This window comes from Maricaulis maris, from assembly GCF_036322705.1.
GTDB classification, from domain to species: Bacteria; Pseudomonadota; Alphaproteobacteria; order Caulobacterales; family Maricaulaceae; genus Maricaulis; species Maricaulis maris_B.
This window is the reverse complement of sequence record NZ_AP027270.1, coordinates 155,737-178,615: the sequence shown is the minus strand read 5'-3', so window position 1 is coordinate 178,615 and position 22,879 is coordinate 155,737. Positions and strand designations below refer to the sequence as shown.

The 22,879-nt window shown below is 58.8% G+C and carries 18 protein-coding genes and 2 tRNA genes; 13 read left to right on the top strand and 7 right to left on the bottom strand.

The features are described 5' to 3' along the window. Positions 1–23: 23 nt before the first annotated feature. The 4 genes from AAA969_RS00895 to AAA969_RS00880 are packed head-to-tail and all read right to left on the bottom strand — an operon-like array spanning position 24 to position 2,703. Positions 24–815 (bottom strand): hypothetical protein, encoded by a 792-nt coding sequence (locus tag AAA969_RS00895; protein ID WP_338242588.1) that lies wholly within the window; start codon positions 813–815, stop codon positions 24–26. Next, entirely contained in the window at positions 766–1,023 is a 258-nt protein-coding gene (locus AAA969_RS00890) for a hypothetical protein (protein WP_338242586.1), read from the bottom strand. Before AAA969_RS00890 ends, AAA969_RS00895 begins: the two co-directional genes overlap by 50 nt. After that, a complete protein-coding gene (locus AAA969_RS00885; RefSeq protein ID WP_338242583.1) occupies positions 1,023–1,700 on the bottom strand; it encodes a glutathione S-transferase family protein in 678 nt (225 codons plus the stop codon). The genes AAA969_RS00890 and AAA969_RS00885 overlap by 1 nt, the downstream gene beginning before the upstream one ends. Before the next feature lie 31 nt (positions 1,701–1,731). Then, a complete protein-coding gene (locus AAA969_RS00880; protein WP_338242581.1) occupies positions 1,732–2,703 on the bottom strand; it encodes a cation diffusion facilitator family transporter in 972 nt (323 codons plus the stop codon). A gap of 150 nt (positions 2,704–2,853) precedes the next feature. Here AAA969_RS00880 and AAA969_RS00875 point away from each other — a divergent pair, with 150 nt between their 5' ends. Both AAA969_RS00875 and AAA969_RS00870 read left to right on the top strand, forming a co-directional pair. After that, positions 2,854–3,660 (top strand): undecaprenyl-diphosphate phosphatase, encoded by an 807-nt coding sequence (locus AAA969_RS00875; protein WP_338242579.1) that lies wholly within the window; start codon positions 2,854–2,856, stop codon positions 3,658–3,660. Positions 3,661–3,735: 75 nt separating this feature from the next. Continuing rightward, complete coding sequence (locus tag AAA969_RS00870) at positions 3,736–4,617, top strand: CPBP family intramembrane glutamic endopeptidase (RefSeq protein WP_338242577.1); 882 nt, start codon at positions 3,736–3,738, stop codon at positions 4,615–4,617. Positions 4,618–4,658: 41 nt separating this feature from the next. Here the strand turns inward: AAA969_RS00870 and AAA969_RS00865 are convergent, their stop codons facing one another. Continuing rightward, complete coding sequence (locus AAA969_RS00865) at positions 4,659–5,624, bottom strand: complex I NDUFA9 subunit family protein (RefSeq protein ID WP_338242576.1); 966 nt, start codon at positions 5,622–5,624, stop codon at positions 4,659–4,661. A 163-nt stretch (positions 5,625–5,787) separates the two neighbouring features. Here AAA969_RS00865 and AAA969_RS00860 point away from each other — a divergent pair. The 4 genes from AAA969_RS00860 to AAA969_RS00845 all read left to right on the top strand — a co-directional run bounded on the left by AAA969_RS00860 (position 5,788) and on the right by AAA969_RS00845 (position 9,811). Then, a tRNA-Leu gene (locus tag AAA969_RS00860) sits at positions 5,788–5,874 on the top strand. A gap of 82 nt (positions 5,875–5,956) precedes the next feature. After that, the gene (locus AAA969_RS00855; RefSeq protein ID WP_338242573.1) at positions 5,957–7,144 is read left to right on the top strand and encodes a tyrosine-type recombinase/integrase; all 1,188 of its coding nucleotides are present in this window, start codon (positions 5,957–5,959) and stop codon (positions 7,142–7,144) included. Positions 7,145–7,278: 134 nt separating this feature from the next. Then, complete coding sequence (locus AAA969_RS00850) at positions 7,279–7,731, top strand: helix-turn-helix domain-containing protein (protein WP_338242571.1); 453 nt, start codon at positions 7,279–7,281, stop codon at positions 7,729–7,731. Next, positions 7,715–9,811, top strand: a complete 2,097-nt coding sequence (locus AAA969_RS00845; RefSeq protein WP_338242568.1) for a phage/plasmid primase, P4 family — start codon at positions 7,715–7,717, stop codon at positions 9,809–9,811. Before AAA969_RS00850 ends, AAA969_RS00845 begins: the two co-directional genes overlap by 17 nt. A gap of 125 nt (positions 9,812–9,936) precedes the next feature. Here the strand turns inward: AAA969_RS00845 and AAA969_RS00840 are convergent, their stop codons facing one another. Beyond that, positions 9,937–11,097: a cysteine desulfurase family protein gene (locus AAA969_RS00840; protein ID WP_338242565.1), complete on the bottom strand. Its 1,161-nt coding sequence runs from the start codon at positions 11,095–11,097 to the stop codon at positions 9,937–9,939. Positions 11,098–11,232: 135 nt separating this feature from the next. On the opposite strand from AAA969_RS00840, the gene AAA969_RS00835 reads away from it, so the two are divergent. The 5 genes from AAA969_RS00835 (at position 11,233) to AAA969_RS00815 (ending at position 19,176) form a co-directional block, all read left to right on the top strand. Continuing rightward, entirely contained in the window at positions 11,233–12,171 is a 939-nt protein-coding gene (locus AAA969_RS00835; RefSeq protein WP_338242562.1) for a DUF4007 family protein, read from the top strand. Further along, on the top strand, positions 12,168–15,488 hold the full coding sequence (locus AAA969_RS00830; protein WP_338242559.1) for a hypothetical protein: 3,321 nt from the start codon (positions 12,168–12,170) through the stop codon (positions 15,486–15,488). Before AAA969_RS00835 ends, AAA969_RS00830 begins: the two co-directional genes overlap by 4 nt. Beyond that, the gene (locus AAA969_RS00825) at positions 15,485–16,321 is read left to right on the top strand and encodes a phosphoadenosine phosphosulfate reductase family protein (protein WP_338242557.1); all 837 of its coding nucleotides are present in this window, start codon (positions 15,485–15,487) and stop codon (positions 16,319–16,321) included. The genes AAA969_RS00830 and AAA969_RS00825 overlap by 4 nt, the downstream gene beginning before the upstream one ends. 709 nt (positions 16,322–17,030) lie before the next feature. Further along, positions 17,031–18,320, top strand: coding sequence for a DNA sulfur modification protein DndB (locus AAA969_RS00820; RefSeq protein WP_338242555.1), 1,290 nt, complete (start codon positions 17,031–17,033; stop codon positions 18,318–18,320). Positions 18,321–19,089: 769 nt separating this feature from the next. Beyond that, a tRNA-Leu gene (locus tag AAA969_RS00815) sits at positions 19,090–19,176 on the top strand. Positions 19,177–19,328: 152 nt separating this feature from the next. Here AAA969_RS00815 and AAA969_RS00810 read toward each other — a convergent pair. Next, positions 19,329–19,775 (bottom strand): hypothetical protein, encoded by a 447-nt coding sequence (locus tag AAA969_RS00810; RefSeq protein WP_338242552.1) that lies wholly within the window; start codon positions 19,773–19,775, stop codon positions 19,329–19,331. 310 nt (positions 19,776–20,085) lie between these two features. Here AAA969_RS00810 and AAA969_RS00805 point away from each other — a divergent pair, with 310 nt between their 5' ends. Both AAA969_RS00805 and AAA969_RS00800 read left to right on the top strand, forming a co-directional pair. Continuing rightward, positions 20,086–21,606, top strand: coding sequence for an MBOAT family O-acyltransferase (locus AAA969_RS00805; protein ID WP_338242550.1), 1,521 nt, complete (start codon positions 20,086–20,088; stop codon positions 21,604–21,606). A gap of 13 nt (positions 21,607–21,619) precedes the next feature. Beyond that, on the top strand, positions 21,620–22,879 hold the full coding sequence (locus AAA969_RS00800) for a hypothetical protein (RefSeq protein WP_338242547.1): 1,260 nt from the start codon (positions 21,620–21,622) through the stop codon (positions 22,877–22,879).

Genomic DNA, 22,879 nt, shown 5'->3' with positions numbered 1-22,879 from the left:
AGAGGGGTTTGGGGTCGCCGGCGTCAGTTGGGGAACATTTGCTGGGCAAGCGCGACTCGTCTTTGCTGGTTGTCGGCACGTCGTTGCTCGATGGCCGCGATGGCGCCAAACTGGGCCAGCACATCTGCCGATACGCCTTCGCTTTCGATCCTGCGACCGATTTCCAATAACGCTGCGCTCAGTTCGGCTTCCAGCGTGAACGCCGCCTCCAGAAGAGTATTGGTTTGTTCGAGCAGGGGAAGAAGCTGATGACCTCTCTCAGTCGATGGCGGCGATCGCTGAATGTTGCGCTCTCGTTCACTTAACGCCCGCCGCCCCTGTGATGCCTGATCCCGCACAGCCCGATGTCGCTCTCGCAACCTTCGAACAGGGTCTTCGACCGTAAAGTCAGATGGTTGAGCGCCCCATTCCGTTCGTATCATCTCAAGAACCAGGATCATCGATGCCATGTTGGCATTGATTGATTCGATTATTGCTGCTTCAGGTTCACCGTCAGCGGTGAGTCTCCCTGCAGACAAGTTCTGCCTGATCTGGCCAACATACACTTGTTGAAACACAGCATATTGCGCGGCAGCCACACTCGACCAATCCACAACTTGTCCCGCGAGCGTTTCCGAAGACGCATGGTATTGCGCTTCAACAAAAGACCGCACGCGCGGGATCAAGTCTGCAACGGCGTCCCGCTGCGCCGAGACACCATCGGAATGGCGATCAAGCGCAAGCTCAGGGCCCTCACTCAGCACCACAAGCCGGGCCTCGAGAGCGTCAAGGTGAGCTTCGCCAATCACCCAATCTTTGCCGTGCGGTGAGCTCATCAATCTGATCGCTTGCATAAAGCGACAGGGCTTCATCCACTCCTGTCGTGTCCAGCACGCTCAAAGCGCTATCTGACAAGCGCGACATTTCGGCAGACCAGGCCACGTATGAGCCAATGCGCTCAGCACGCGATTGACCGAATGATGGCGAGATCGCGGCTCCAAGAAACACCATCAAAAGGGCGTAGCGACAAACAGTTTTCAACATCAAAAATCCAGATCCGCATAATGCGCCGCGGCCGGCACGCCCGGCAGTTTGTCGGCCAGCAAACCCCGGAAGGCCGGGCGGCACTTCACGCGGGAATACCATTGCTTGACCGGCTCGAACTCGTCCCAGGGCACATCGCCAAGATAATCGGCGCACGACAGGTGGGCCGCCGCCGCGATGTCGGCGAGGGTGTAGCGTGGCCCGGCCAGACCGTCGCGGGCCTCCAGAAGCCAGGCCATGTGATCGAGATGCCAGCGCAAGTGCTCGCGGCCGGCGCGCAGCGCTGCCGGGTCCGGTGAGCCCAGTGCCTGGGCCCGTTTCTCGAGCTTTTCGTGGAGCAGGTAGGCGTTGACCTCGCCGTCATACTTGCGGTCGAACCAGTCGACGAGGCGGCGCGCCTCGGCCCGCTCGGCCGGGCCGCCCGGCAGGAGGCAGGGGCTCGGGGTTGTCTCTTCTAGATATTCCAGGATGGCGCGGCTCTCGACGATCACGCGCCGGCCACCGCCGCTTTCGTCAACCAGCACCGGGGTCGTGCCGGCCGGGTTCAGGGACAGAAGATCATCGGGACGCTCCCACGGCACTTCCAGTTGCAGGTCGTGACGCAGGGATTTCTCCTCGAGCACGAGGCGAACCTGCCGGGAAAAGGGGTCGAGGGGCCAGAAGTGGAGCGTTCGCATGGCGTCAGGCTAACCCGCTTCCCCTGTAAAGCTAAGCCTGCTTGGACGTGGTTTCTGCATTGAAGAAATCACCGCCATGCGGCTCGGCCTCACCATGGGGGTCGGCATGGATGAGAATATCAGCCGCCGGATAGGCTTTCAGCAGCCGCCGCTCGCACTCGACCAGGATGGCGTGCGCCTCTGACAGGGTCAGGTCCGGGTCCAGCGCCATGTGGAACTGGATATGGACGAGCGGGCCGGAGGCCCGGGTGCGCAGCTGGTGGACATCGATGATGCGCGGATCATCACCGGCCAGGGCGCGGATGTGCTCGCGGGCCTCGTCCGGCAATTCGCGATCCATCAACTGGTCAGCGGCCGAGCGGGCGACACCCCAGGCCGTCCAGAACAGCCAGAGCGAGACGGCCAGCGCCGCGACCGCGTCGAGCCAGAGCACCCCGCCGACCGTGGCGCCGAGGATACCGATGATGACCACGACATTGGCACCCAGATCGGAGAAATAGTGCGCGCGGTCGCCCTCGACGGCGACCGATCCGGTCTCCTTGACGGCCCGCGTCTGGACCACCAGCAGGCCCATCGTCATGATGATCGACAGGACCATCACCCCCAGCGCCCAGCCGCCGGCCCGCACCTCGACCGGGTTGAGCAGATGGTCGATGCCTTCGCGCAGCAGCAGGGCCGCCGACATCGCCACGAAGATCGCCTGCAGGACGCCGGCGAAGGCTTCCGCCTTGCCATGCCCGAAGCGGTGTTCTTCATCGGCCGGCTCGGCGGCGTAGCGGACCGACATGTAGACCGCCAGCGAGGCCGTCAGGTCGAGCAGGCTGTCAGCCATCGAGGCGAGCAGGGCGACCGAGCCGGACATCCACCAGACAACCGCCTTGGTCAGGGTCAGCACAAGCGCGACGGCCACCGAGGCCGCTGTGGCCTGGCCGGTATGGGTCAGCGCGTCCTTCGGGCTGAGGCGACCGGGGCCACCCGGCGCTGCGGCGAAATCATGGGGCATGCGTCGATCCTTTGATGCCGGTTTTGATCCGCAACGCCGCGCCCGTCAATCAAAGCGAGGCGGTATCACCTGTTGAAGCGCTGCCAGCCGGCTGGCCAAGCAGCGCCGATTGTTCAAAGATCGACCGGCTTGTTTGCGGCAGGATGACCCATGAGCCTTTTCTATCTCGTAATTCTCGCGCTCGTGCAGGGCATCACCGAGTTTCTTCCGATCTCGTCCTCGGCGCATCTCATCCTGGCCCCGCAGGTCCTCGGCCAAGCCGACCAGGGTCCGCTGATTGATGTCATGGCCCATGCCGGCTCGCTGCTGGCGGTGCTGGTCTATTTTCGCAGCGATATCGGATCGGTGGTGCTCGGCAAGCTGGCCCTGCTGCAGGGCCGGATCACGCCGGGCGGTCGGATCGCGCTGCTGGTCGGTGCCTCCCTGCCCCCGATCATCCTTGTCGCCGGAGCGCTCGTTGTCTTCGAACTCGTTGACGCCCTGCGCTCGCCGCTGGTGATCGCGATCGCGACCCTGGTCTTCGCAGCACCGCTCTGGCTGGCGGACCGGTATGGCCGCCAGGTCGAGACGCTGGAAACGATGAGCTTCAAGCAGGCGGCCCTGATCGGTGTGGCGCAACTCTTTGCCCTGATCCCCGGCGCCTCGCGCTCCGGCGTGACCATGACGGCGGCGCGGGCACTGGGCCTGACGCGCAGCGAAAGCGCGCGCTTTTCCATGCTGATGGCGATCCCGGTGATCGGCGCCTTTGGCCTGGTCTCGCTGATCGAACTCATCCGCGCCGGAGAGGCCGCCGGCGGAGCCAGCCTTGGTGACGGTCTGATCGTGGCCGGGCTGTCCTTTGTCACCGCCTGGGCGGCGATCGCCGTGCTGATGAAACTGGTCGACCGGATCGGCTTCCTGCCCTTCGCCCTCTACCGTGTCGCCCTCGGCCTCGCCTTGCTCGCCTTCGCTATTTAGGTTTTTCCCGAAATTTCTTGCCGGGCCCGCGCATCCAGTTTATTAGGTATCCAGCTAAATACAGGCGGACCCGACATGCGCGCCATTCTTCTTTTCATCCTGATCGCCTTCGGCTTCAGCTGGGCCGTTGCCTGGCAGATCCATACCACCGGCGGACTCGGCGCCCAGGGCCCGATCGGCAGCACCGGGCTGCTTGCCCTGATGATGATGGGCCCAGCCGCCGCGGCGGTCATTTGCACCCTCGCCTTTGATCGCGGCCGGCGCCTGCAGGCGCTCGGCCTGCGCGGGTTCAAGCCCGCCACGGTCACGGCGTGGACCCTCATCGCCTGGCTGATCCCGGTCGTGATCTGCACCCTCGCCATCGCAACGACCCTGGCCCTGTCCGGTCAGGCGCCCGGCGATCCGGGCTCCGTCCTCGCCGCCCAGGTTGCGGCCAGCGGCCAGGACCTGCCGATGGACGCCAGCATGCTGCTTGTCCTCCAGCTCGGCATCGGTCTTCCCGTCGGCATCGGCCTGAATACGCTGTTCCTGATGATCAGCGAGGAGCTCGGCTGGCGCGGCTGGTTACAGCCACGACTCGCCGGGCTGGGCTTCTGGCCGATGAGCCTAGCGATCGGGGTGCTCTGGGGCCTCTGGCACGGTCCGATCATCCTGATGGGCTTCAACTATCCCGGGCTCGGCTGGACCGGCGTCGCCGTCATGACCGTTTTCACCACATTGTGGACGCCCTATCACGCCCTCGCCCGCGAACGCGGCGGACTGGTCGCGGCGGCCGGCATGCACGGCTCGCTCAACGCGGTCGCCGGGGTTTCGCTGCTCTTCCTGTCGAACCCGGAATGGCCGTGGAACGGACCGCTCGGGATTGGCGGCCTGCTGGTCCTGGCGGCCGGACTTCCCGTCATCGCCTGGCTGCGCGGGCGGCCTGGGGCCGACCAAAACGAAAAACGGGCCGCGTGACACCGCGACCCGTTTGACCATTGCGCTGAAGGAGCCGGGTATCAGGCTTCGCGTTCGTGGAACTGGCCGTGATGACGATAGCGCTCGAGATAACTCGGCACGATTGCCTCGACGGTTTCACCGTGGATGCCCAGATCCGCGAGCGTCTTGGCGTCATCGGCGACGACATTGTCCGACTGCAGCTGGATCAGCTGGTCGCGGGTGATGATGACCGGCATCAGCGGCAGCGCACCAACCAGTTCGGACACGGTTGCGATCACCTTGCCGATCGCCCAGGGCAGAGGCAGCAGCAGGCGCTTGCGATCAATCGCCTCGAGGATCAGCCGCATCAGGGCTTCGTAGGTATAGACCCCGGGACCGCCGAGCTCATAGGTCTGGCCGCGGGCATCGTCGCGCTCGAAGGCGGCAAGGACAGCCTTGCCGACATCGCCGGCAAAGACCGGCTGGAAGCGGCTCTTGCCACCGCCAAACAGCGGCAGCGCCGGCACGAAGCGGGCCATGGCGGCGAAACGGTTGAAGAAGCTGTCTTCGGTGCCGAACACGATGGAGGGACGCAGGATGGTGGCCTCCGGCAAGGCAGCGAGGACCGACGCCTCGCCCTCGGCCTTACTGCGGGCATAGCGCGACAGGCTGGTCGCCGACGCGCCGATGGCGGAAACCTGCACCATGCGGCGGATACCCATGGCTGCCGCGGATTCAGCAATCGTCTTGGCGCCGAGCGCGTGAAGGCGGGAGAAGGTCTGGCGACCGCTCTCATTGAGAACCCCGACCAGATTGACCACGCCGGTCGCGCCCTCGAGCGCCCGCTCGACCGAGGCCGGCACCCGCAGATTGGCTTGCACCAGCTGGACCTGGCCGACCACGCCCATGACCCGCAGGTCCTGGGCCAGATGCGGCCGACGCGTCGCCACACGGACGCGATAGCCGGCCTTGGCCAGTGCCCGAACCACATGACGCCCGACAAAGCCGGACCCGCCGAACACGGTGATGATCTCGTCTCGCAGCATGGAATGCCCTCACGCAGATGGGATTTTGTCCGGATAGACCAAAAAACCGCGCGCCTGTCCATGCGGCATTGCGCTCGGCACTGAACTGCAGATCACAGCCCCGCGTGCAATCAAGCCGTTGACAGCGCCCCGACCCGGCTTTAGTTACCGCGCCTCGTTACCTGCCCAGGTGGCGGAATTGGTAGACGCGCTGGCTTCAGGTGCCAGTTCCCGCAAGGGAGTGGAAGTTCGAGTCTTCTCCTGGGCACCATTCTCACGCTTAAAGCGTTTGATGGAACAATGTCTTGGGGTTTCGCAATCGGTCTCTTGGTACACCATGAGGTACACAAGAGATGGCAAAGCCCACTCAAATCCCCTTTTTGACTGAACGCAACGGCACGCTGATTTTCCGGCGCCGTGTTCCGCTTCGCTTTCGCGATTGCGCTGGCCTTTATGAATGGAAGAAGGCGCTGGGGCGAGAGAGCGAAAGATCCCCCCGTATCCGGCTTGAACTTCGCCTGCTTACCGAAGCGACCGACGAGGCACTATCGAAGCTGGAACGCGGCCTGCCGGTCCGACCAGATCTTCTCGACGAGGCGCTCAAGGCGCTTTACCCCGCGCAGGCACAGTCGGCTATCCAGACATTGGATCACGCGGTCGCCGCGTATCTCTCCGTTCGAGGCTTACCGGAGCTTCGCAAGGCAGAAGCTGTCGCAGTAGAACAGTTCTGCGCCCTGTTCCCAAAGCGCCGTGTGTTCGACATCACCCGTTCGGATGTGAGGCGTTGGGTCGATCATCTGCGCACCACTCGGAGGCAGACCGGCCCGACGATCCGCAGACGGCTCGGCTCGATGCGCGCCATCTTCGCCGTGGCAGCGGAGGAGACCAACTACAATAGCGTTAATCCGTTCCGTTCTGTCCGAATTCCGGATGGGGCAGATGGCGGCGTGCGGCTGCCGTTTGAACGCGCTCACCTCGCCGCAATCGATGCATGGCTTAAAGGCCAGGCAGGTCAGCGTGCTACAGGCCGGATCATCCGGCTCATGAGACTGACTGGGGCTCGCCCCCTCGAAATCGGCGGGCTTGATGCGTCAGACCTCAATCTCGATGGCGACGTGCCCACGATATACATCCGCCCAAATTCGAGTCGCGGACTAAAGACTCGGAACTCTCAGCGCATTCTTCCTTTGGTCGGTGATGCACTTGTTGCTGCTCAGGAGCTGAAAGCCGCAGGTTCAATCGGTCCCTTGTTCCCAGCTAGTTGCCATCAGACTGGCGCGCTCTCGGCTAGGCTGAACAAGGCGCTTAGGTCGGCAGGCGTGCCTGCTTGTCGGGAATACACAGCTTATTCCTTCCGCCACACGATGGAGGAAACACTGCGATTTACCGATGCGCCGTTCGAAGTTCAGCAAGCGGTCCTTGGCCATGCACCAAAGACCATGACTGACCGCTATGGAGCGAAACGCGTGCCGCTGACACGCATCCATACGTCTCTTTTGGTCGCAGCAGCGCTCATCAGCACCCAAGACAAAACTAAATAATCAGATAAGCCTAAACTGAAGCAGAGTCAAAAAGAGTCAAAAAGAGTCAAAATGATTCATGGCTACTATTTGCGACGTTTTGATACCTATACGCACGCAACTGAATAAGCAGTGCGAAATGTATAGGAAATACAATGAAATCTCTTTTGACTGAATCCGAAGCTGCAAGCCAACTGAGCCTTTCGCTTAGAACGCTTCAGTCGCATCGCAAGCTCGGCAAAGGGCCAGAGTTCATCAAGAATGGACGGTCCTATTTCTACGACCCAGAAAAACTCCGCAGCTGGATCGAAGCCCAGAGCACCAGGGCAGCTACGTGGCGGTTCGCTACGCAGAACATTTCAATCCCGCAGTTTTTCGGCTTGGAGGTCGATGACGATCATCGCGGACCCTGGAGCTTGGAACTCAAGGGCTGCCTGGCGATTGAAATCCAAGAAGACGGTCAAGTCTGGATGGGTTTTGAAAGCGACGATTCTCAAACCTCATTGACCTTCGAGTGCTTTGGGTTCCGGGTTCAAGGCTCAAGCTTGTGGTCGACAGGTGACGTGACAATCGCTCAGGTCGGAGGCGAAGATGACTCTGCTTCCTGATCACACACAGTTCAGTCCCTTGATGGTGGCTGGAGCTACCTATCTCAATCACGGCCCCGTTGTGCCCATCGAGCTGGGCGGCAAACGCCCCACAGCGGGCACGGCTTGGAAGGGGTCCGCCGCGCTTAGAAGCGCGGCGGACCTGCTCGCTTACCGAGGGGCACCGCTGAACGTCGCAATGCGCCTGGACCAGTTCATCGTGGTCGATGTCGACGGCGATGAAGGGCGACTGTCCCTTACAAGGCTCGAAGAGCAGATCGGAGCCCTGCCGCGTTCCGTCATTCAAATCAGCGGAAGTGGCGGACTTCATATCTTCTTTCGTCTCGACGCATCGAATGCGGCGCAACTCATGACAAAGCATCCGGACTTTCCGAAAATCGACTTCAAAGCAGGCCCTGGACACATTTTGGTGATGGCACCATCGCTCCATCCCAGCGGAAACAGGTATGAACTCCAGGGCTCACTCGCTGACGCACCGGCTGCTCCGGCGGCACTTCTTGAGCTTCTGAGCAAACGGCAACCAACCGCCTCAACAGCGGGAACGCTCTCAGCTGGCTGCGAAGGTGAACGTCACGTTCTGCTCGTGCAGCACGGTGTACGCCTTCTGAACCAAGGTTGGGATCAGAGATCGATCCGAGAAGCACTGTACCAATACACGACTACGTTCCGCGACCGCTGGACCGAAGAGGAAGAGCGAAGCGAGATCGAAGGGGTGATGTCCTGGCTCACTAATTTGGAGTGCGGGGACTTGTTCCCGAAATCTGCAACCCCGGTCGATATCGCTGATTGGCTGAAAACTAAGCTGAAGGGAGAGGTGGTCCACCTGGACAATGGCGACTGGCTCGTCAAACGTGAGAACGTGTTTCAATTTGTGAGACGCGAACAACTCCGGGCGCTGTTTGTGCGCACCCTCCAACCCGCCCTGGCCGACTACGAGCGCTGGCTCAATTGCCTCGATAGCGAGGAGAGCCGGAAGGCTGCCCAGCGCAAACTTGACCGGCTCAAGGGACTGAGTTGGATGGACAAGACCATCGATGCTCTCGCTGCAGAGCCCACGCTGTATATGCGCGTCGATCAACTCGACCCCCCAGGCGTGTTGAACTTCAAGAACGGGGCCTTCACATTGGACGGCGAGTCCGCGTCTGACGCAGTGTGCACTAAGCAGCTTGGCGTGGCGTTCAATCCAGACGCCACCACCGCGCCAATTTTCACAGCCTTTCTCTCCTGGGCATTGCCGCCAGAGACCAGCTCAACCGTGTTGGATATCGCCGGCCATGCACTGCAGCGTGTCCGTAACTCACAATTTTTCTGGCTGTTCGAAGGCGGTCAGGCCGCCGGCAAGAGCACCCTGCTGGACACATTCGCAGACCTGTTCGGATCGTACGCAGTGGCGCCAGCCACATCGCTGCTGTTTGACAAAAACCAGCGCAGCGGTGGTGCAAATGAAGACCTGTTCGCGCTCAGAGGGGCTGCTTGGGCGAACTTTCCTGAGGGCCCTGAGGGGGTACCGTTGAGCCCCGCGCGGTGCAAGACACTCACCGGAGGGGACAAGCTGTCCGCTCGGCCGCTCTACGGGCACATCATCCAGTTTGAAAACAAGGCTGAGATCGTGCTGATGACGAACCATGAAACTCGCCTGAACGTCGACGATGGTGGGCTTCGGCGGCGAGTAAAGCGGGTTCTGTTCAAGAACCATAGGCCGGAACAAGATCGAGACTTGTGTCTGCGCCAGAAGCTCCTGGCGGAGGGAGAGGCTATCATGAACATGGTGCTGGCCCATGCACGCGACGTCCGCGAACGAGGCATCTCTATTTCTTCCGAAATCGAGCGAGATACCGACGCCTACTTTGCGCGCCAGGACATTATGCAACAGTTCATCGATGAGCGCTTGGCGTTCGCGCCGGAGGCAAAAGTGGCCGGCAGAGACGTTTACTTTGCTTATCAATCATGGTGCGCGAACTGTAGCCTTGCGGCACATTCGATGCAGAAGTTCTACAGGACTTTTGAATCAAAGACGACTGGCGTTACGGCGTACGTCCGCGATGGGTCGAAAGCCTACCGCGGCGTTAGTGTCCGATGAGGGAAGGGGGGGGAGGGGAAGATGTGCCGCTCCTCCCTCACCCCAACCGTATTGGGTTCGCCAAAATCAATTCTCGAAGGAACTTCCCATCCAAACGCCCCCTTCTGCCCCTTCATAAACTCAACTCAGATACCCCCATTTTCGTAATTAGATAGGGCTCGGGCAAATATATCCGCCGCCCTATCGACATCTTCGACTGAAGTCGGGTCTCCAACCGAAACCCGCACCACACTGCGCGCAGCCTTCATGTCTAAACCGATAGCCGCTAGCACGTGAGAAGGCGCCTCCGCACCTGAAGAGCAGGCTGAGCCTGTTGAAACAGCCAACTCAGGCTGCATCATTCCGACCAATTCTCTGGCGTCAATTCCAGGCAGCAAGACGCTCAGGTTGCCCGCGTGCCTATTTTCACCTCCTAGTTTGCGCACAGCGGGGCACACGGCCTGGAGCTGGTCAAAGAAGCGCGTCGACAAACCACGCAAACGAGAAGTTCTCAGCTCTATATCGTCCTGACTGTGGGCGAATGCAGTTGCAAAACCAACCGCTAGGGGGGTCGGCACCGTCCCCCCTCGAATTCCTGCCTGTTGCCCGCCCCCCTCTAGTAGCGGGGATAAAAGGTCAAGGACTTCCCAGCGGCCTACGAGAGCGCCAATTCCCTTTGGACCATAGCACTTGTGAGCAGATAAACTGATTAGATCCGCGTTGTTCATAATTTCACTTAAGTTAATAGACGCGGCGGCTTGGGCGGCATCAGCATGCAGCATCCCATCACGCTCCGCCACTAACCGGTAGACATCTCTAAGATTTTCGATGACCCCGATTTCACCGTTGACCACACCCACAGAGACCATGGCCCGACCCCGAGCGAGCGCTTCTTCAAGAGCTTGCAGCTTGAGCCGCCCGTGAACTTCTACGGGAAGGACTTCCACTAGCGCCCCCGCCAACTTTTCTGCCTGACGAGCTGCCGAGAATACGGATTTGTGCTCGGCGGCCCCCACGAGGACTCTCGGCCTCTGCCCCCGCTCCCTCATGCCCATCGCATACCCGAGGATCGCCAATGCGTTCGCTTCGGTCGCACCCGACGTGAATATCACTTCATCAGACCCAGTATGGAGCCGCTCTGCAATCTCAGCCTTAGACGCCTCAACTGCTTCGGCGCCAGCCCAACCATAAGCGTGCTCACCAGAATGAGGGTTTCCGAACAGGCCTTGCCAATACGGCTCCATTGCCTTGAGGGCGCCATCACTAACTGGCGTTGTGGAATTGTAGTCTAAATATATGTTTTTCATCGAAGTTATCCCACAATGGCTCCGCCGAGCTCGGAACCCTTCTGTGAAAACGTGACCTGGAAGCAGTCTCCAGTTTATTGACCCTAGCAGAACACCTGCTTAGGTTCGACCTGGAAGATAGATCCAGGTGTAAACATGCTGCGCGGTGAAATCCATCAGCCCGAGTACAAGCCACATTTCTCCGGGCACGAAACATTTCCGCTTCGGTACGGATGGCTCAAGAAGGCTTGCGACGCAGCCGCACGCTCGGACGAAGACGCCGATGTATTCAACTCCGACGAAGCGATTGCGTATTTTGGGGTCGGACGAAATATGGTGAGCGCGCTCAAATTTTGGGGCCTCGCCACAGGCGTATTGTCACAAGCGAGCGCGCGCTCAGCGGTCGAGCTTTCCCCACTCGGAGATGCGATCTTTGGCAAACATGGCTGCGACCCTTACACGGAGCACCCCTCCACTCTGTGGGCGCTTCATTGGAACCTTTGCTCTCCGGCGACACGTACAACTTGGCATTGGACGCTCAACTATCTGAGCCACCCCACCTTCGAACGCGAGCAAGTTGTTGAAAGAATTTTTAAACTAGCAAAGCAATGTGGCTGGCCACGCGTGGCAAAAGGTACGATCAAACGCGACGTAGAATGCTTTCTTCGCTCCTACACTGCAAAGCACAGCAGCGGTGACGACCCACTAGAATCCCCGTTTGTCGAACTTGGGCTAATTCAGTCCATTGGGAAGCGCGATGGATTTCGGCTCAATGTCGGAAGGAAACCCTCTCTTGAAGATGGTGTGTTCGCCTATGCCGTCTCCGACTTCTGGGGACGTTCAACCGAAGCAAATACCATCAATTTCGAGTCGTTGGCCTACGAGCCTGGCAGTCCCGGAAGAGTATTCCGACTAGAAGAAGACGACCTTGTCGAGCGGCTGACTGGCCTGGGTGACACGACTGATGGCGAACTAGAGTGGTCCGAAACGGCTGGGCTCAAACAGCTCACCCGCCAAAGAGCCGCCACGGCAGGCCGAGCACTCGATTTTCTTCTCTTAGACTACCCGCCGGAAAGCGCGAGGAGCGCAGCATGACCGGACTAGCTCAACGCGTTTCCATTGCCTCTCGCTACCAAAAGTCCATTCGCCTTGATGCCGACATGGGAGAAGAGGAAGCGCTCTCCGGCTACATCTGTGCGCCCTCAATAACGCAGCTCGTTCGGTCAATGGCCGATCAGATCTCCGATGGGAAGCAGGCTGCATTCACTTGGACCGGGCCATATGGCGGAGGCAAATCCTCACTTGCTGTGGTTTTTTCGGGCTTGTTCGCCAAGGACGCTGCGACCCGAAAAGCGGCACAACACGTAATCGGCTCTGAGAGCGCCGCGGCCATGGCTGACGCCGTACCGTCAGCAAAAAAGGGGTGGGAAGTCGCAGCGCTTGTTGGCAGCAAGTCAAATCCCATCATTGCCATAGCGCGGGCTATCGGCCTCGAAGGAAATATCACCACTGACGCCGAGCTAATCGAACGCATCGAACTTAGAATGTCGGAGACCCCCGGCTTGCTCCTCATTGTGGATGAGATGGGAAAGTTCTTGGAAGCTGCTGCTGAAGGCGACGCAGACATGCACGTCTTCCAGCAGCTAGCTGAGCTCGCCAATCGGAGCCAAGGCAGGTTCATTCTTATTGGCATTCTCCATCAGGCATTTGGCGATTATGCGGGTCGTGTTTCGAGGCAAAAGCGGGACGAATGGTCAAAAATCCAAGGGCGCTTTTCTGACCTGGTCGTCAACCTGGCGGAAGAAGAGCAGCTGGAGGTGATCTCACGCGCGATTGTCACCGAAGATGTGCCGCCCACCAGCTTCAAGAAAAGCGTCAAAAGCATCGCGGCCTGTAGTCAGTCAAACCGACGCGGCAACGGTTCAAATCTCACAGCAACACTGGAAAGATGCTGGCCGCTTCACCCAGTCGCCGCACTATTGCTCGGACCGATTTCCCGGCGACGCTTTGGGCAAAATCAAAGGAGCGTGTTTGGATTCCTCAATTCATTTGAACCGCACGGATTCAGGTCGTTCTTGCGGGACGCTGACCCTGTTGAGATCTACGCGCCGTGGCGGCTCTGGGACTACCTTCAAATAAACCTTGAGGCTTCGATCCTAGCCTCACCGGATGCCCATCGCTGGGCGACAGCGGCAGACGCGTTGTCGCGGGCGGAATCTGTTGGGGCATCGCCGGAGCACATTCGCACCCTCAAAGCGATTTCGATCATCGACCTTTTTGGCGAACGGGCCGGGCTCACTGCGTCAACAGAAGTCTTGCAGAATTGCGGCGCCAACCAGGCGTGTATTGACGACCTTGCCCGATGGTCGCTCATTGTCTTCCGCAAGTTCAAAAACGCATACGCGGTGTTTGCGGGTAGCGATTTCGACATCGATGCGGCCTTGTCGGAGGCGTACCGGGAAGGTCCAGGATTAAAGCTATCCCGCCTCACTGAGCTGGCCGCACTTCACCCCGTATTGGCGAAGCGCAGCTACCACTCTTCCGGTGCGATGCGTTGGTTTTCCACCCTCCTCTTAACGCCTGAGGACCTTCAGCGCGAAGCGGCCCCAAATCTTCCCAGCGGTGCTATCGGAGCGTTTTGCCTATTGGTGCCTTTGGGCGGTGAACCAAGCGAAGAACTCGCCGCCCTAACCAAGGCGGCCCTGCTTAGATGGAATGCCCCCGGTATGATCATCGGTGAATCGCCGCGCACACTTGGTGTGGTAGACTTTGCCAGCGAGCTTGTGGCCCTAGAGCATGTTCAAGAATCCAACGTTGACCTAGCGGGCGATGGGGTAGCAAGGCGAGAGGTTGCTTCCCGCATAGCGGAGCTTCGGTCTCGCGCCGAAGTCGAGCTGCAGCTAGCTATCGGATCTGCAAAATGGACAACGTCAACAGGGAAGGCAGTTCGCCTAGTTGGTGCCGCGAGGAGCCAGCTGGCGAGTGATATAGCGGAACAAATGTTCCCAAAGCAGCCTATCGTTCAAAACGAGCTGCTCAACCGAGACAAACCTTCAAGCAACGCCATCGCTGCTCAGAACCTTCTTTTGCGCGCTATGACGTTGGCAGAAGGGGCCGCAAGACTTGGAATATCAGGCTTCCCAGCAGAAGGCGGCCTTTACGCAGCATTGCTGGAAGCGACGGGCTTGCATCGGGAAGCGTGTGGGACCTGGAAGTTTTGTCCGCCACCGCCAAAGCATGACACCGCCAATTTAGGCCCGATTTGGAGCGCCGCAGAAAAGCATCTCGTGAACAATCGAGAGCAGACTGTAGGTCTCGACGAACTCTATGATCTCTGGTCCGCGCCGCCTTTTGGCCTGAAGGCCGGCTTGATGCCTGTTATTGGTTTGGCCTTCATCCTATCCATGCGGGACAAGATCGCGTTCTACCGCGAAGGAGTGTTCCAGCCTGCCGTTAAGGACGTCGACGCTGACGTCCTAGCTCGGGATGCATCAGACATTCAATTGCGATGGATGGACCTCTCCGTAGACGCCAAGGCGATGCTGTCCGAGATGGCGGAAACCGTCAGAGAGCTCGATGGCGGAAACGAGCTCCTCGACCTTCAGCCAATCGATGTGGCCCGCGGCCTAATCTCGATTTTCTCCAAGTTGCCGCTTTGGACAACCAGGACACTTCGCCTATCGAAGAACGCCCTTCGGGTTCGAAACCTTTTCAAAAAGGCCCATGACCCCAACAAGCTGCTCTTTGATGACCTACCCAGAGAGCTTGGCCTTGAAGGCAGCCATTCAAGCATGGCTGACATCAGTGATGGCGTTCAAGGAGCGCTTCGCGAACTGGTGAATGCCTATCCAGGCGCCGTTCAACGGCTTGAAATACTGCTGCTGTCTGAGCTTAACGTGCCCAGCGAGAACGCTGAAGCACTTGCCGATTTAAGAGAGCGGGCGATCAATGTTCAACGGCTATCAGGCAACCACCAAATCGACGCTTTCGTAGGTCGCCTGGCCAAGTTCGAGGGCAAGTTAGAGGACATGGAAGGCCTAATCAGCCTTGTGCTTTCGAAGCCATCCTCAATGTGGAGTGATGCCGATTTAGACAGGGCCGCTTTGGAACTTGCTGATCACGCCCAACAGTTCAATCGCCTTGAAGCATATGCGCGAGTCAAAGGGCGCCCAGATCACCGCCACGCAGTTGCACTCGTCCTCGGTATCGAGGGGAAGCCTACCCCGGTGGCCTACGAGTTCGAAATCACAAAGGAGCAAAGAGCGAAAGCGGACGCGCTATCCAAGAGGCTGACAGAAGTACTAACTGGCATTCCGTCGGATTCAACGGAAGTCGTTCTTGCCGCCTTAGCCAAATGCGCCTCTGACGCCATCCAGGATAAAACCCAGGCAATCGATGAGGTTTCCGCATGAGCCAGAAAACAAAGCATGTTCTGGGCCTATCGGGCGGCAAGGATAGCGCCGCATTGGCGGTTTTCATGCGGGAAAATTATCCCGATATCGATATTGAGTACTTCTTCACAGATACTGGAAAGGAGCTGGCAGAAGTCTACGAGTATCTCGGCCGCCTGGAAGGCTTTCTAGGAAAACCGATTACGCGGCTCAACCCAGATCGCGATTTCGACTTCTGGCTGAAACAATACAAGAGTTTCCTGCCATCAGCCCAAACTCGATGGTGCACCCGAATGCTAAAGCTTCGCCCTTTTGAGGCATGGCTGAAGCCCATGCTTGAGGAAGGCACGAAAGTGATAAGCTACGTCGCTATCCGCTCTGATGAAGAGTATCGCGACGGCTATCTTTCCACTCATCAGAACCTCGTGACAGCCTTACCCTTTAAGGAAGCTGGAATTGATAAGTCTGGCGTCTTTGAGATCCTAGAAGGCTCAGGCTTGGGACTCCCCGCCTACTACCGCTGGCGTTCTAGAAGTGGATGCACATTCTGCTTCTTTCAGCAGAAAATCGAATGGGTCCGGCTGCTCGAAAACCACCCAGAAGACTTTGCCGACGCCAAGCGCTACGAAAAAAACGCGCTGGAGCATGGCTCTCCGTTTACATGGAGCCAAGGTGAATCCTTGGAGGAACTCCAGCGCCCGGAGAGGATCGAACGCATCAAAGCTGAACACCAACGGCGATTGGACCGAGCACGGCAGAAGTTACAGCGAAACCCTCTTCGTCCTGACGACGAACCGGTTGATATTGATGAGCTTTATGGACAGGCCAAGGCGTGCCTGGCCTGCCACAAGTAGTTATGTAGCAAGAGCGACATCCAAGGTAGCTGAAGTGCTTGCATTTTGTACCTGCAGCTGGTCAATTTGTGCCCATGCTGCTGAAACGAAGTGACGCATTGGAGGCCCAACCTGTCTAGCGATGAATATGCTGAGCGCCTCAAGCAAACGCTCGCTGCAAACAGAAATCGGCCTATTAATCACTTAATACGAGAGATACCTATTCAGTCTCTCATTGATAGTGAATACTGCCTTCAGGCGAGCAATGAAATACACGACACCTTTAGAAGGTGGGTAAAATTTAAAGTAAATCCAGATGTTGCCTTGGTACTTCCAGACCGCAATGGCGTTTACATGTTTTGCTGGGAGCCTCCTTTATATTTCCATTTTGAGGAAGGATGTAAGAGTTTCGATTGGTGTTTGTATGTCGGGAAAGCCGAAAACACTACGATACGTGGCAGATTCGAATCTGAGTACAGAAATTATGTTTCCGGCGACCCAAGGCAACTTTTCAAAAAGATGGAGAACCCAGATAGGAAAGAAAGGCTAGCCAAGTATTTTTGCCTTCAGCCGCTTTCAATTTGGTGCCTTCCTGTGGATGATAAGCAACTAATACCAGACCTGGAAGATAAGCTAATCGACTTGCTGAACCCACCGTTAAACAAACAAAAATCTCTTCGCGGAAAACTATGCAAATCTGAGCAAGCCTTCTAACAAAAAGGGGAAATTCATGGCCAACAAAACGCTCATTCCGGCATTCAAGGCAAGCGTAGGCGATTGGAACTACTATATATGCTTGATGAGTTATGGTCAGGTAGCGCGCGAGGTTAACTTTGCACACGAGCTGTCGGGAAACAAAGAGTTAGACAAACTAATTCAGCGAGGACTTTCAGATCGGACAAAGGACATAACTGAATATCTTGTAAATTCCCCGCATAGATTTCTAGGCGCTTTGATTATTGCTGCTTGGGGTGGAGAGCCCCAATACACTCCGGTTGAAATTACAGACAATGATACTCTTACAGAAGGACTAGATCGAGGCTTTGGCGTTCTAACTTTTGATGGAAATCAACAATATTTTGCTCTTGACGGACAACACAGATTAAAAGCAATCAAAGAAGCTGTGATGAAAAACCAGGATCTTCTTACAGAAGATATTGCTGTGATCATGGTTTCGCATTTCAACGACCCTGAGGGGCGACAAAGAACCCGGCGGCTTTTCACGAACATCAATAGGAATGCAAAGGTTACGACTGGGGCCGAGAATACGATCTTGGATGAAGATGATGGGATCGCCATTCTCACGCGGAGAATGATCGAAGATGATGATTTCTTGAAAGTAGAAGGCCGCGTCCGCGTTATCATTGGCCAAGACAGCGAGGGAAAGCTCAAGATTGCCGGCAAAAGCATCCCGAAGACCGACAAGAGCGCCTTCACCAGCATTATGACCCTATACAACATGCTTCGCACATTGGCGTTTGACCAGTCCAAGGCGGTGCGAAATGAGAAAGCGCGGCCGAGCAACGAGCTTCTCGAAGATTCATACTCCGCGCTTTCGAAGCGGATGAGTGACCTGCTGTCTAGCTGCGGGGACCTGCAAACCCGGCTCGAAACAGCCGACAGCGCGAAAGACATTCGGGCTCCTAAGGACAAGGAAGGCGAGGGCCATCCATTCATGCGCCCATTGGTGCAGGAGGCGGTATCAAAGGCCATCGCACAGTGCATTCAACAAGGCTCTATCGACTGGGCGGGGGCGATGACCAAACTTTCGGCGCTCACTTGGAAGATGAATGCCGCGCCATGGAGTGCCGTTTGGTCGTCAGAAGGCAATAAAATGCGCAGTGGTGCCGACTACTCTAAGGTTCTGATAGACCTGTTGATTTGTAACATTGCCCCTCCAAGCAAACAGTTTGTCAGGGAAGCGCGGCGGAAGTATAAAGAGCTTCGGGACAGTGACTATAATCAATCTGCAGAAGAACTCTTCAAGAACGTCGTCTCAGCAACCTCCGGGGCCGGATAGTTCACACTTGTACTTGTGTGGCGGGCCCGCGCGCATGCCAGCATGCATTTTTCGAAATAATTGTACGATCAGTTCCTCTAATTTAGATTGAGTAGGCGCGGAATTGATATACAAAAGAAGGCAATCAAAGTTAACCCCTGTACAATCGCCGCACAAACATAATGCACACGACGCCTACAGTTATCGATTTTGAAAACTCGCATCTTGGCAAGCGTGTTCCGTGGGACTTTGTCAGCAGCCAGGAACTCGCTTGCTTCTTGGGAGTGAGTCTGCAGTGCCTTGCCAATTGGCGGTTTCGCGGAAGGGGCCCTGAACCTATCCCATCCGGAAGCGGTCGAGGCCGGAGCGCTTACTACCAAGTCGCGGCAATTGAGGCCTGGCTTTTGAAACAACACGGCGTGGAAGAAGAGCCTTGGCAGATTGTGGCCAAGTGGTTTGAGAGCCGATTCCATTTCCCGTCGCCACTGAACTCCAAAGCGAAGACAGTTTCAGTTGTTGAACAGCAACGCCGCTGGAAGCTACATCCTCTGGTGCATACAGCCCGACTTGGCTCGAACTGCCTCTGAAATGAAATGATCGATTTTTTTAGACCCCCTCCCATATATGTTTGGGGGGCATCGCGGCAGGCGAGGCGTTGAACTAGAAGAATTCGTGGTAGGTCTCTAGTAAATTCGCTTGACTTATCGGGTACACAACGAGGTACACCGGGGGCCCAAATAGCGATAAGAGACCGGTTCAAACACTCGACATCCACCGCGCCTCGTTACCTGCCCAGGTGGCGGAATTGGTAGACGCGCTGGCTTCAGGTGCCAGTTCCCGCAAGGGAGTGGAAGTTCGAGTCTTCTCCTGGGCACCATCTCTTCCAAGAGACATTACGACACAACGGACCGCCTCGGCGGTCCGTTTGCGTTTTGGGGCCTGCTCGAGATGCAAAACGCCCGGCTGCGGGGGGCAGCCGGGCGTCTTTCGACCTGTGTGCTTCGTACAGGTTCAAGGCTGGTTCAGCGGTTACGACCCGGTCGAGACCGGGGTCGTGCGGCGCTGGATGTTGAAGCTGCCGCTGTCGCCCGGTTGCAGATAGGCGCGGCAGAAGCCGGCTTCCGTCACCGTGAACGGGCAGGCCAGCTGGGTATGCTCGACATTGAGCGTGAGGCGGAGCTCACCGCGATCGGGCACCGAATAGGTGCACAGCCCGCTGACCACATCACCGACCGAAAACCGGCCATTATCGAGCAGGCCGCGGCCCCGCTCGCGGGTGGCGACACTGTCGCCATCGCCCTGGGTCAGCTGGCACGAGACCTCCCAGGCGCGTTCACCCATCATTTCGAGAAGAAAGGCTTCCCCGCTGTCGGGGGATTGGGCCGAGGCCGGGGCCATGAAGGCGAAGGACGCGGCCAGGGACGCGGCGATCACCAGGCGCGATGATGTCTGCGAGCGGTTGGTTTGCGTTTTCATTGGGTCTCCCTCCTGCGAGAAACTCGATCCGAACATTATGACACTAATGTTACAGACAACGTCGAGTTTGTAAAGTCCGTATACGGACGTTTCGGTTGTTTCCGCAATATGCTTCATGCGTTGATAGTATGAGCTTTTTGGCGGCTCGCTCGATAGAATTGACACAGAATTTTTCCGTTAACGGGTGGTTAAGAAACAAAATCGTCACAAACTATGCGGCGCCCTGTGGATAACGCCTGTCGTGCAGGCCTGCCTTGCCGCCCCGGCAGGGGACGGCTAGCGTCACCCGGACTTCGGGTGCGGCGCGGCTATGATCTTCAATTCCTTCGAATTCCTGTTTCTGTTCCTGCCCGGTGTCCTGCTCGCCTACTATCTGGCACGGCGCTATATCTCGCACTGGACGGCGCTCTCCCTGCTCGCGGCGGCGAGCTTTTTCTTCTATGCGTGGTGGGATGTCTCGCGGGCGCCGTGGCACCAGCTTGACGGGTGGACACTCGAGAGCCTGATCCGCTCGCTCTGGTTCATCCGGCACGTCCTGCTGCTGCTTGGCTCGGTGATCATCAACCATGTGATCGCCCGGCTGATGCGACGCTGGGGCAACCAGCCGCTGCTGGCGATCGGCATCATTTTCAATCTGGGCCTGCTTGGCTTCTTCAAATATGCCGACTTCCTGGCCAGCAATATCAACGCGTTGACCGGGCTGGACATTCCCGAGCTGGGGCTCGGCCTGCCGCTGGCGATCTCCTTCTTCTCCTTCCAGCAGATCTCCTACCTGGTCGATGTCGCGCGGCGGAAGACGGAGCCCGGGCGCTTCTTCGCGCATGCGCTCTTCGTCTCCTTCTTCCCGCACATCGTCGCCGGGCCGCTGATCCAGCACCACCAGATCGCCTCACAATTCAATGACACCACCCGCAAGGATGATCTGTGGGACAATCTCGGTGTCGGCCTGTCGCTGTTCGCGATCGGCCTGGCCAAGAAAGTGCTGATTGCCGAGAGCATCGAGCCCTATGCCTCCTCGCTGTTCGCCATGGCCGAGCGCGGCGACACGCCGGGCCTGGTCGCGGCCTGGTTCGGTGCGACCGCCTACGCGCTGCAGATCTTCTTCGACTTCTCGGGCTATTCCGACATGGCGCTGGGCCTCGCCCGCTGCCTCGGCTACCGCCTGCCGGTCAATTTCAACGGCCCGTACAAATCCGCCTCGATTGTCGAGTTCTGGCGCCGCTGGCACATCACGCTGAGCCACTTCCTGCGCGACCATCTCTACATCCCGCTCGGCGGCAACCGCCATGGCGAGACCCGGCGCTCGATCAATCTGATGGCGACCATGCTGCTCGGCGGCCTGTGGCACGGCGCGGCCTGGACCTTCGTGATCTGGGGCGGTTTGCACGGGCTGGGGCTGACGGTGAACCACTACTGGGCCAAATGGGGCCCCAAGGGCTGGTTTGACGGCCATCGCCGCATCCTGGCCATCGGCCTGACCTTCGCCTTCACCACCATCGCCTGGGTCTTTTTCCGGGCCGAGACCTGGTCCGGCGCCGGCCGCATCCTGGCCGGCATGTTCGGTTTCTCCGGCCTCGGCCTAGAGGGCGTGTCGAGCGAGATGGTGATCTGGGTCGCCTTCGGCCTGGGCCTGGTCTGGACCCTGCCGGACACGCCGGAACTCTTCGCCGACGTGATCGACGAGCAGACCCTCAAGGATGCCCAGATCAAGCCGAGGCCGGGCCTGCGCTGGCGCTTTTCACGGCTCGCCGCGATCGGTGCAGCCTTCCTGCTCTTCCTGTCGGTGCTGAACGCCTGGAAGACCTCCGAATTCATCTATTACACCTTCTAGGACACACAACGGGATGTATCGCTACGCCGTCACATTGCTGATTGCCCTGTTCGCCGGACTGGCGGGCTTTGCGGGCTTCAACGCGCTGGTCGACCCGTTCGGCATCATGGGGTCACCTGACCTGCCGGGCCTGACCGCACGCGATACCCGCCTCTATGAGGATGGCGGCCGGGTCCATGTCGGTGACCAGCTGGCCCGCGGCGGCGAGCGCGGCATCATCCTTGGCTCCTCGCGTACGGTGGACGGCTTCCCGCGCGATCCGGCCGACCTGCCCGGTGGCTTCATCAATGCCGGCATGCGCGGGACGAATATCTTCGAGCTGTCCCAGGCCGCTGCCCTGGCCGCCGGCAGTGACAGCCTGCATTGCGTGGTGATCGGGCTCGATCTCGACGAGTTCGGGACCCATTCAAAGGCCAAGTCGACCTATTGGTTGTCGGCCCTGCGCGACGGTCATGCCGATTTCGCCCGGGCCCGGGTGGCCTTGTCGCCGAGCACGTTCGGCGCCTCGGTCCAGCTGCTGGCCGACAATCTGACCGGCTCCGAGCCGCGCGTGCCGTGGGCTGACACCTATCCGGCGGGGGCCCAGCGCGAGCGCTATGAGAACGGCACACGCGGCATCTATCGCTTCTATCTCGGCTATCGCTTTGACCCGGAGCGCCTGGCCCTGTTCGAGACCGTGCTGGACCGGCTGACCGCCGAGGGTGTGCAGGTGACCGGCTTCATTCATCCGCTTCATGCCTGGCGCGAGGAAGCCCTGTTCCGGGCCGGGCGCGGCGACGACTTCCTGGCGTTCCGCGCCGCTTTGACCGAAGTCTTCGACCGCTATGCCGACCGCCAACCGGCCGAGGCCTGCCTGCCCGGCGGCGGCGCCCAGCTCCATGATTTTTCCGGCTTCCGCCCCTTCGCAGCCTTGCCGGCTCCGGCCGCCGACGCCGTCAACGCGCACCCGACCTTCTATGAGCCATCCCACTACCTGCCCCATGTCGGCGCCGACATGCTGGCGCTGATGTCCGGAGAGCGCCCGCTGGATGAGCGGGTCAGCGGTGAACGCCTGACCCCGCAATCGCTTGAGGCCTCGGCAAGGACCCTGGCGGAGCGTCGCACCGCCTGGCTGGCGACACCCGACGGACAGGCCGTCACGGCGATGCTGGATGCGGTGATTGCCGGCAATCCCTCGGCCGAGCTGGAAACCCCGCAATTTCTCAATCGCGACGATGAAACCAGCGTCGCCGACAAGCTGGCGCGCATTGCACCGCGCGCGGCGCGGCGCTAG

Bases quoted from the DNA above. Each gene is read 5' to 3' on its own strand.
- AAA969_RS00810 (WP_338242552.1), bottom strand. From the start codon at position 19,775: ATGAAAACGCAAACCAACCGCTCGCAGACATCATCGCGCCTGGTGATC.
- AAA969_RS00885 (WP_338242583.1), bottom strand. From the start codon at position 1,700: ATGCGAACGCTCCACTTCTGGCCCCTCGACCCCTTTTCCCGGCAGGTT.
- AAA969_RS00875 (WP_338242579.1), top strand. From the start codon at position 2,854: ATGAGCCTTTTCTATCTCGTAATTCTCGCGCTCGTGCAGGGCATCACC.
- AAA969_RS00870 (WP_338242577.1), top strand. From the start codon at position 3,736: ATGCGCGCCATTCTTCTTTTCATCCTGATCGCCTTCGGCTTCAGCTGG.
- AAA969_RS00835 (WP_338242562.1), top strand. From the start codon at position 11,233: ATGCTGCGCGGTGAAATCCATCAGCCCGAGTACAAGCCACATTTCTCC.
- AAA969_RS00850 (WP_338242571.1), top strand. From the start codon at position 7,279: ATGAAATCTCTTTTGACTGAATCCGAAGCTGCAAGCCAACTGAGCCTT.
- AAA969_RS00855 (WP_338242573.1), top strand. From the start codon at position 5,957: ATGGCAAAGCCCACTCAAATCCCCTTTTTGACTGAACGCAACGGCACG.
- AAA969_RS00890 (WP_338242586.1), bottom strand. From the start codon at position 1,023: ATGTTGAAAACTGTTTGTCGCTACGCCCTTTTGATGGTGTTTCTTGGA.
- AAA969_RS00895 (WP_338242588.1), bottom strand. From the start codon at position 815: ATGAGCTCACCGCACGGCAAAGATTGGGTGATTGGCGAAGCTCACCTT.
- AAA969_RS00825 (WP_338242557.1), top strand. From the start codon at position 15,485: ATGAGCCAGAAAACAAAGCATGTTCTGGGCCTATCGGGCGGCAAGGAT.
- AAA969_RS00805 (WP_338242550.1), top strand. From the start codon at position 20,086: ATGATCTTCAATTCCTTCGAATTCCTGTTTCTGTTCCTGCCCGGTGTC.
- AAA969_RS00845 (WP_338242568.1), top strand. From the start codon at position 7,715: ATGACTCTGCTTCCTGATCACACACAGTTCAGTCCCTTGATGGTGGCT.
- AAA969_RS00800 (WP_338242547.1), top strand. From the start codon at position 21,620: ATGTATCGCTACGCCGTCACATTGCTGATTGCCCTGTTCGCCGGACTG.
- AAA969_RS00840 (WP_338242565.1), bottom strand. From the start codon at position 11,097: ATGAAAAACATATATTTAGACTACAATTCCACAACGCCAGTTAGTGAT.
- AAA969_RS00830 (WP_338242559.1), top strand. From the start codon at position 12,168: ATGACCGGACTAGCTCAACGCGTTTCCATTGCCTCTCGCTACCAAAAG.
- AAA969_RS00820 (WP_338242555.1), top strand. From the start codon at position 17,031: ATGGCCAACAAAACGCTCATTCCGGCATTCAAGGCAAGCGTAGGCGAT.
- AAA969_RS00880 (WP_338242581.1), bottom strand. From the start codon at position 2,703: ATGCCCCATGATTTCGCCGCAGCGCCGGGTGGCCCCGGTCGCCTCAGC.
- AAA969_RS00865 (WP_338242576.1), bottom strand. From the start codon at position 5,624: ATGCTGCGAGACGAGATCATCACCGTGTTCGGCGGGTCCGGCTTTGTC.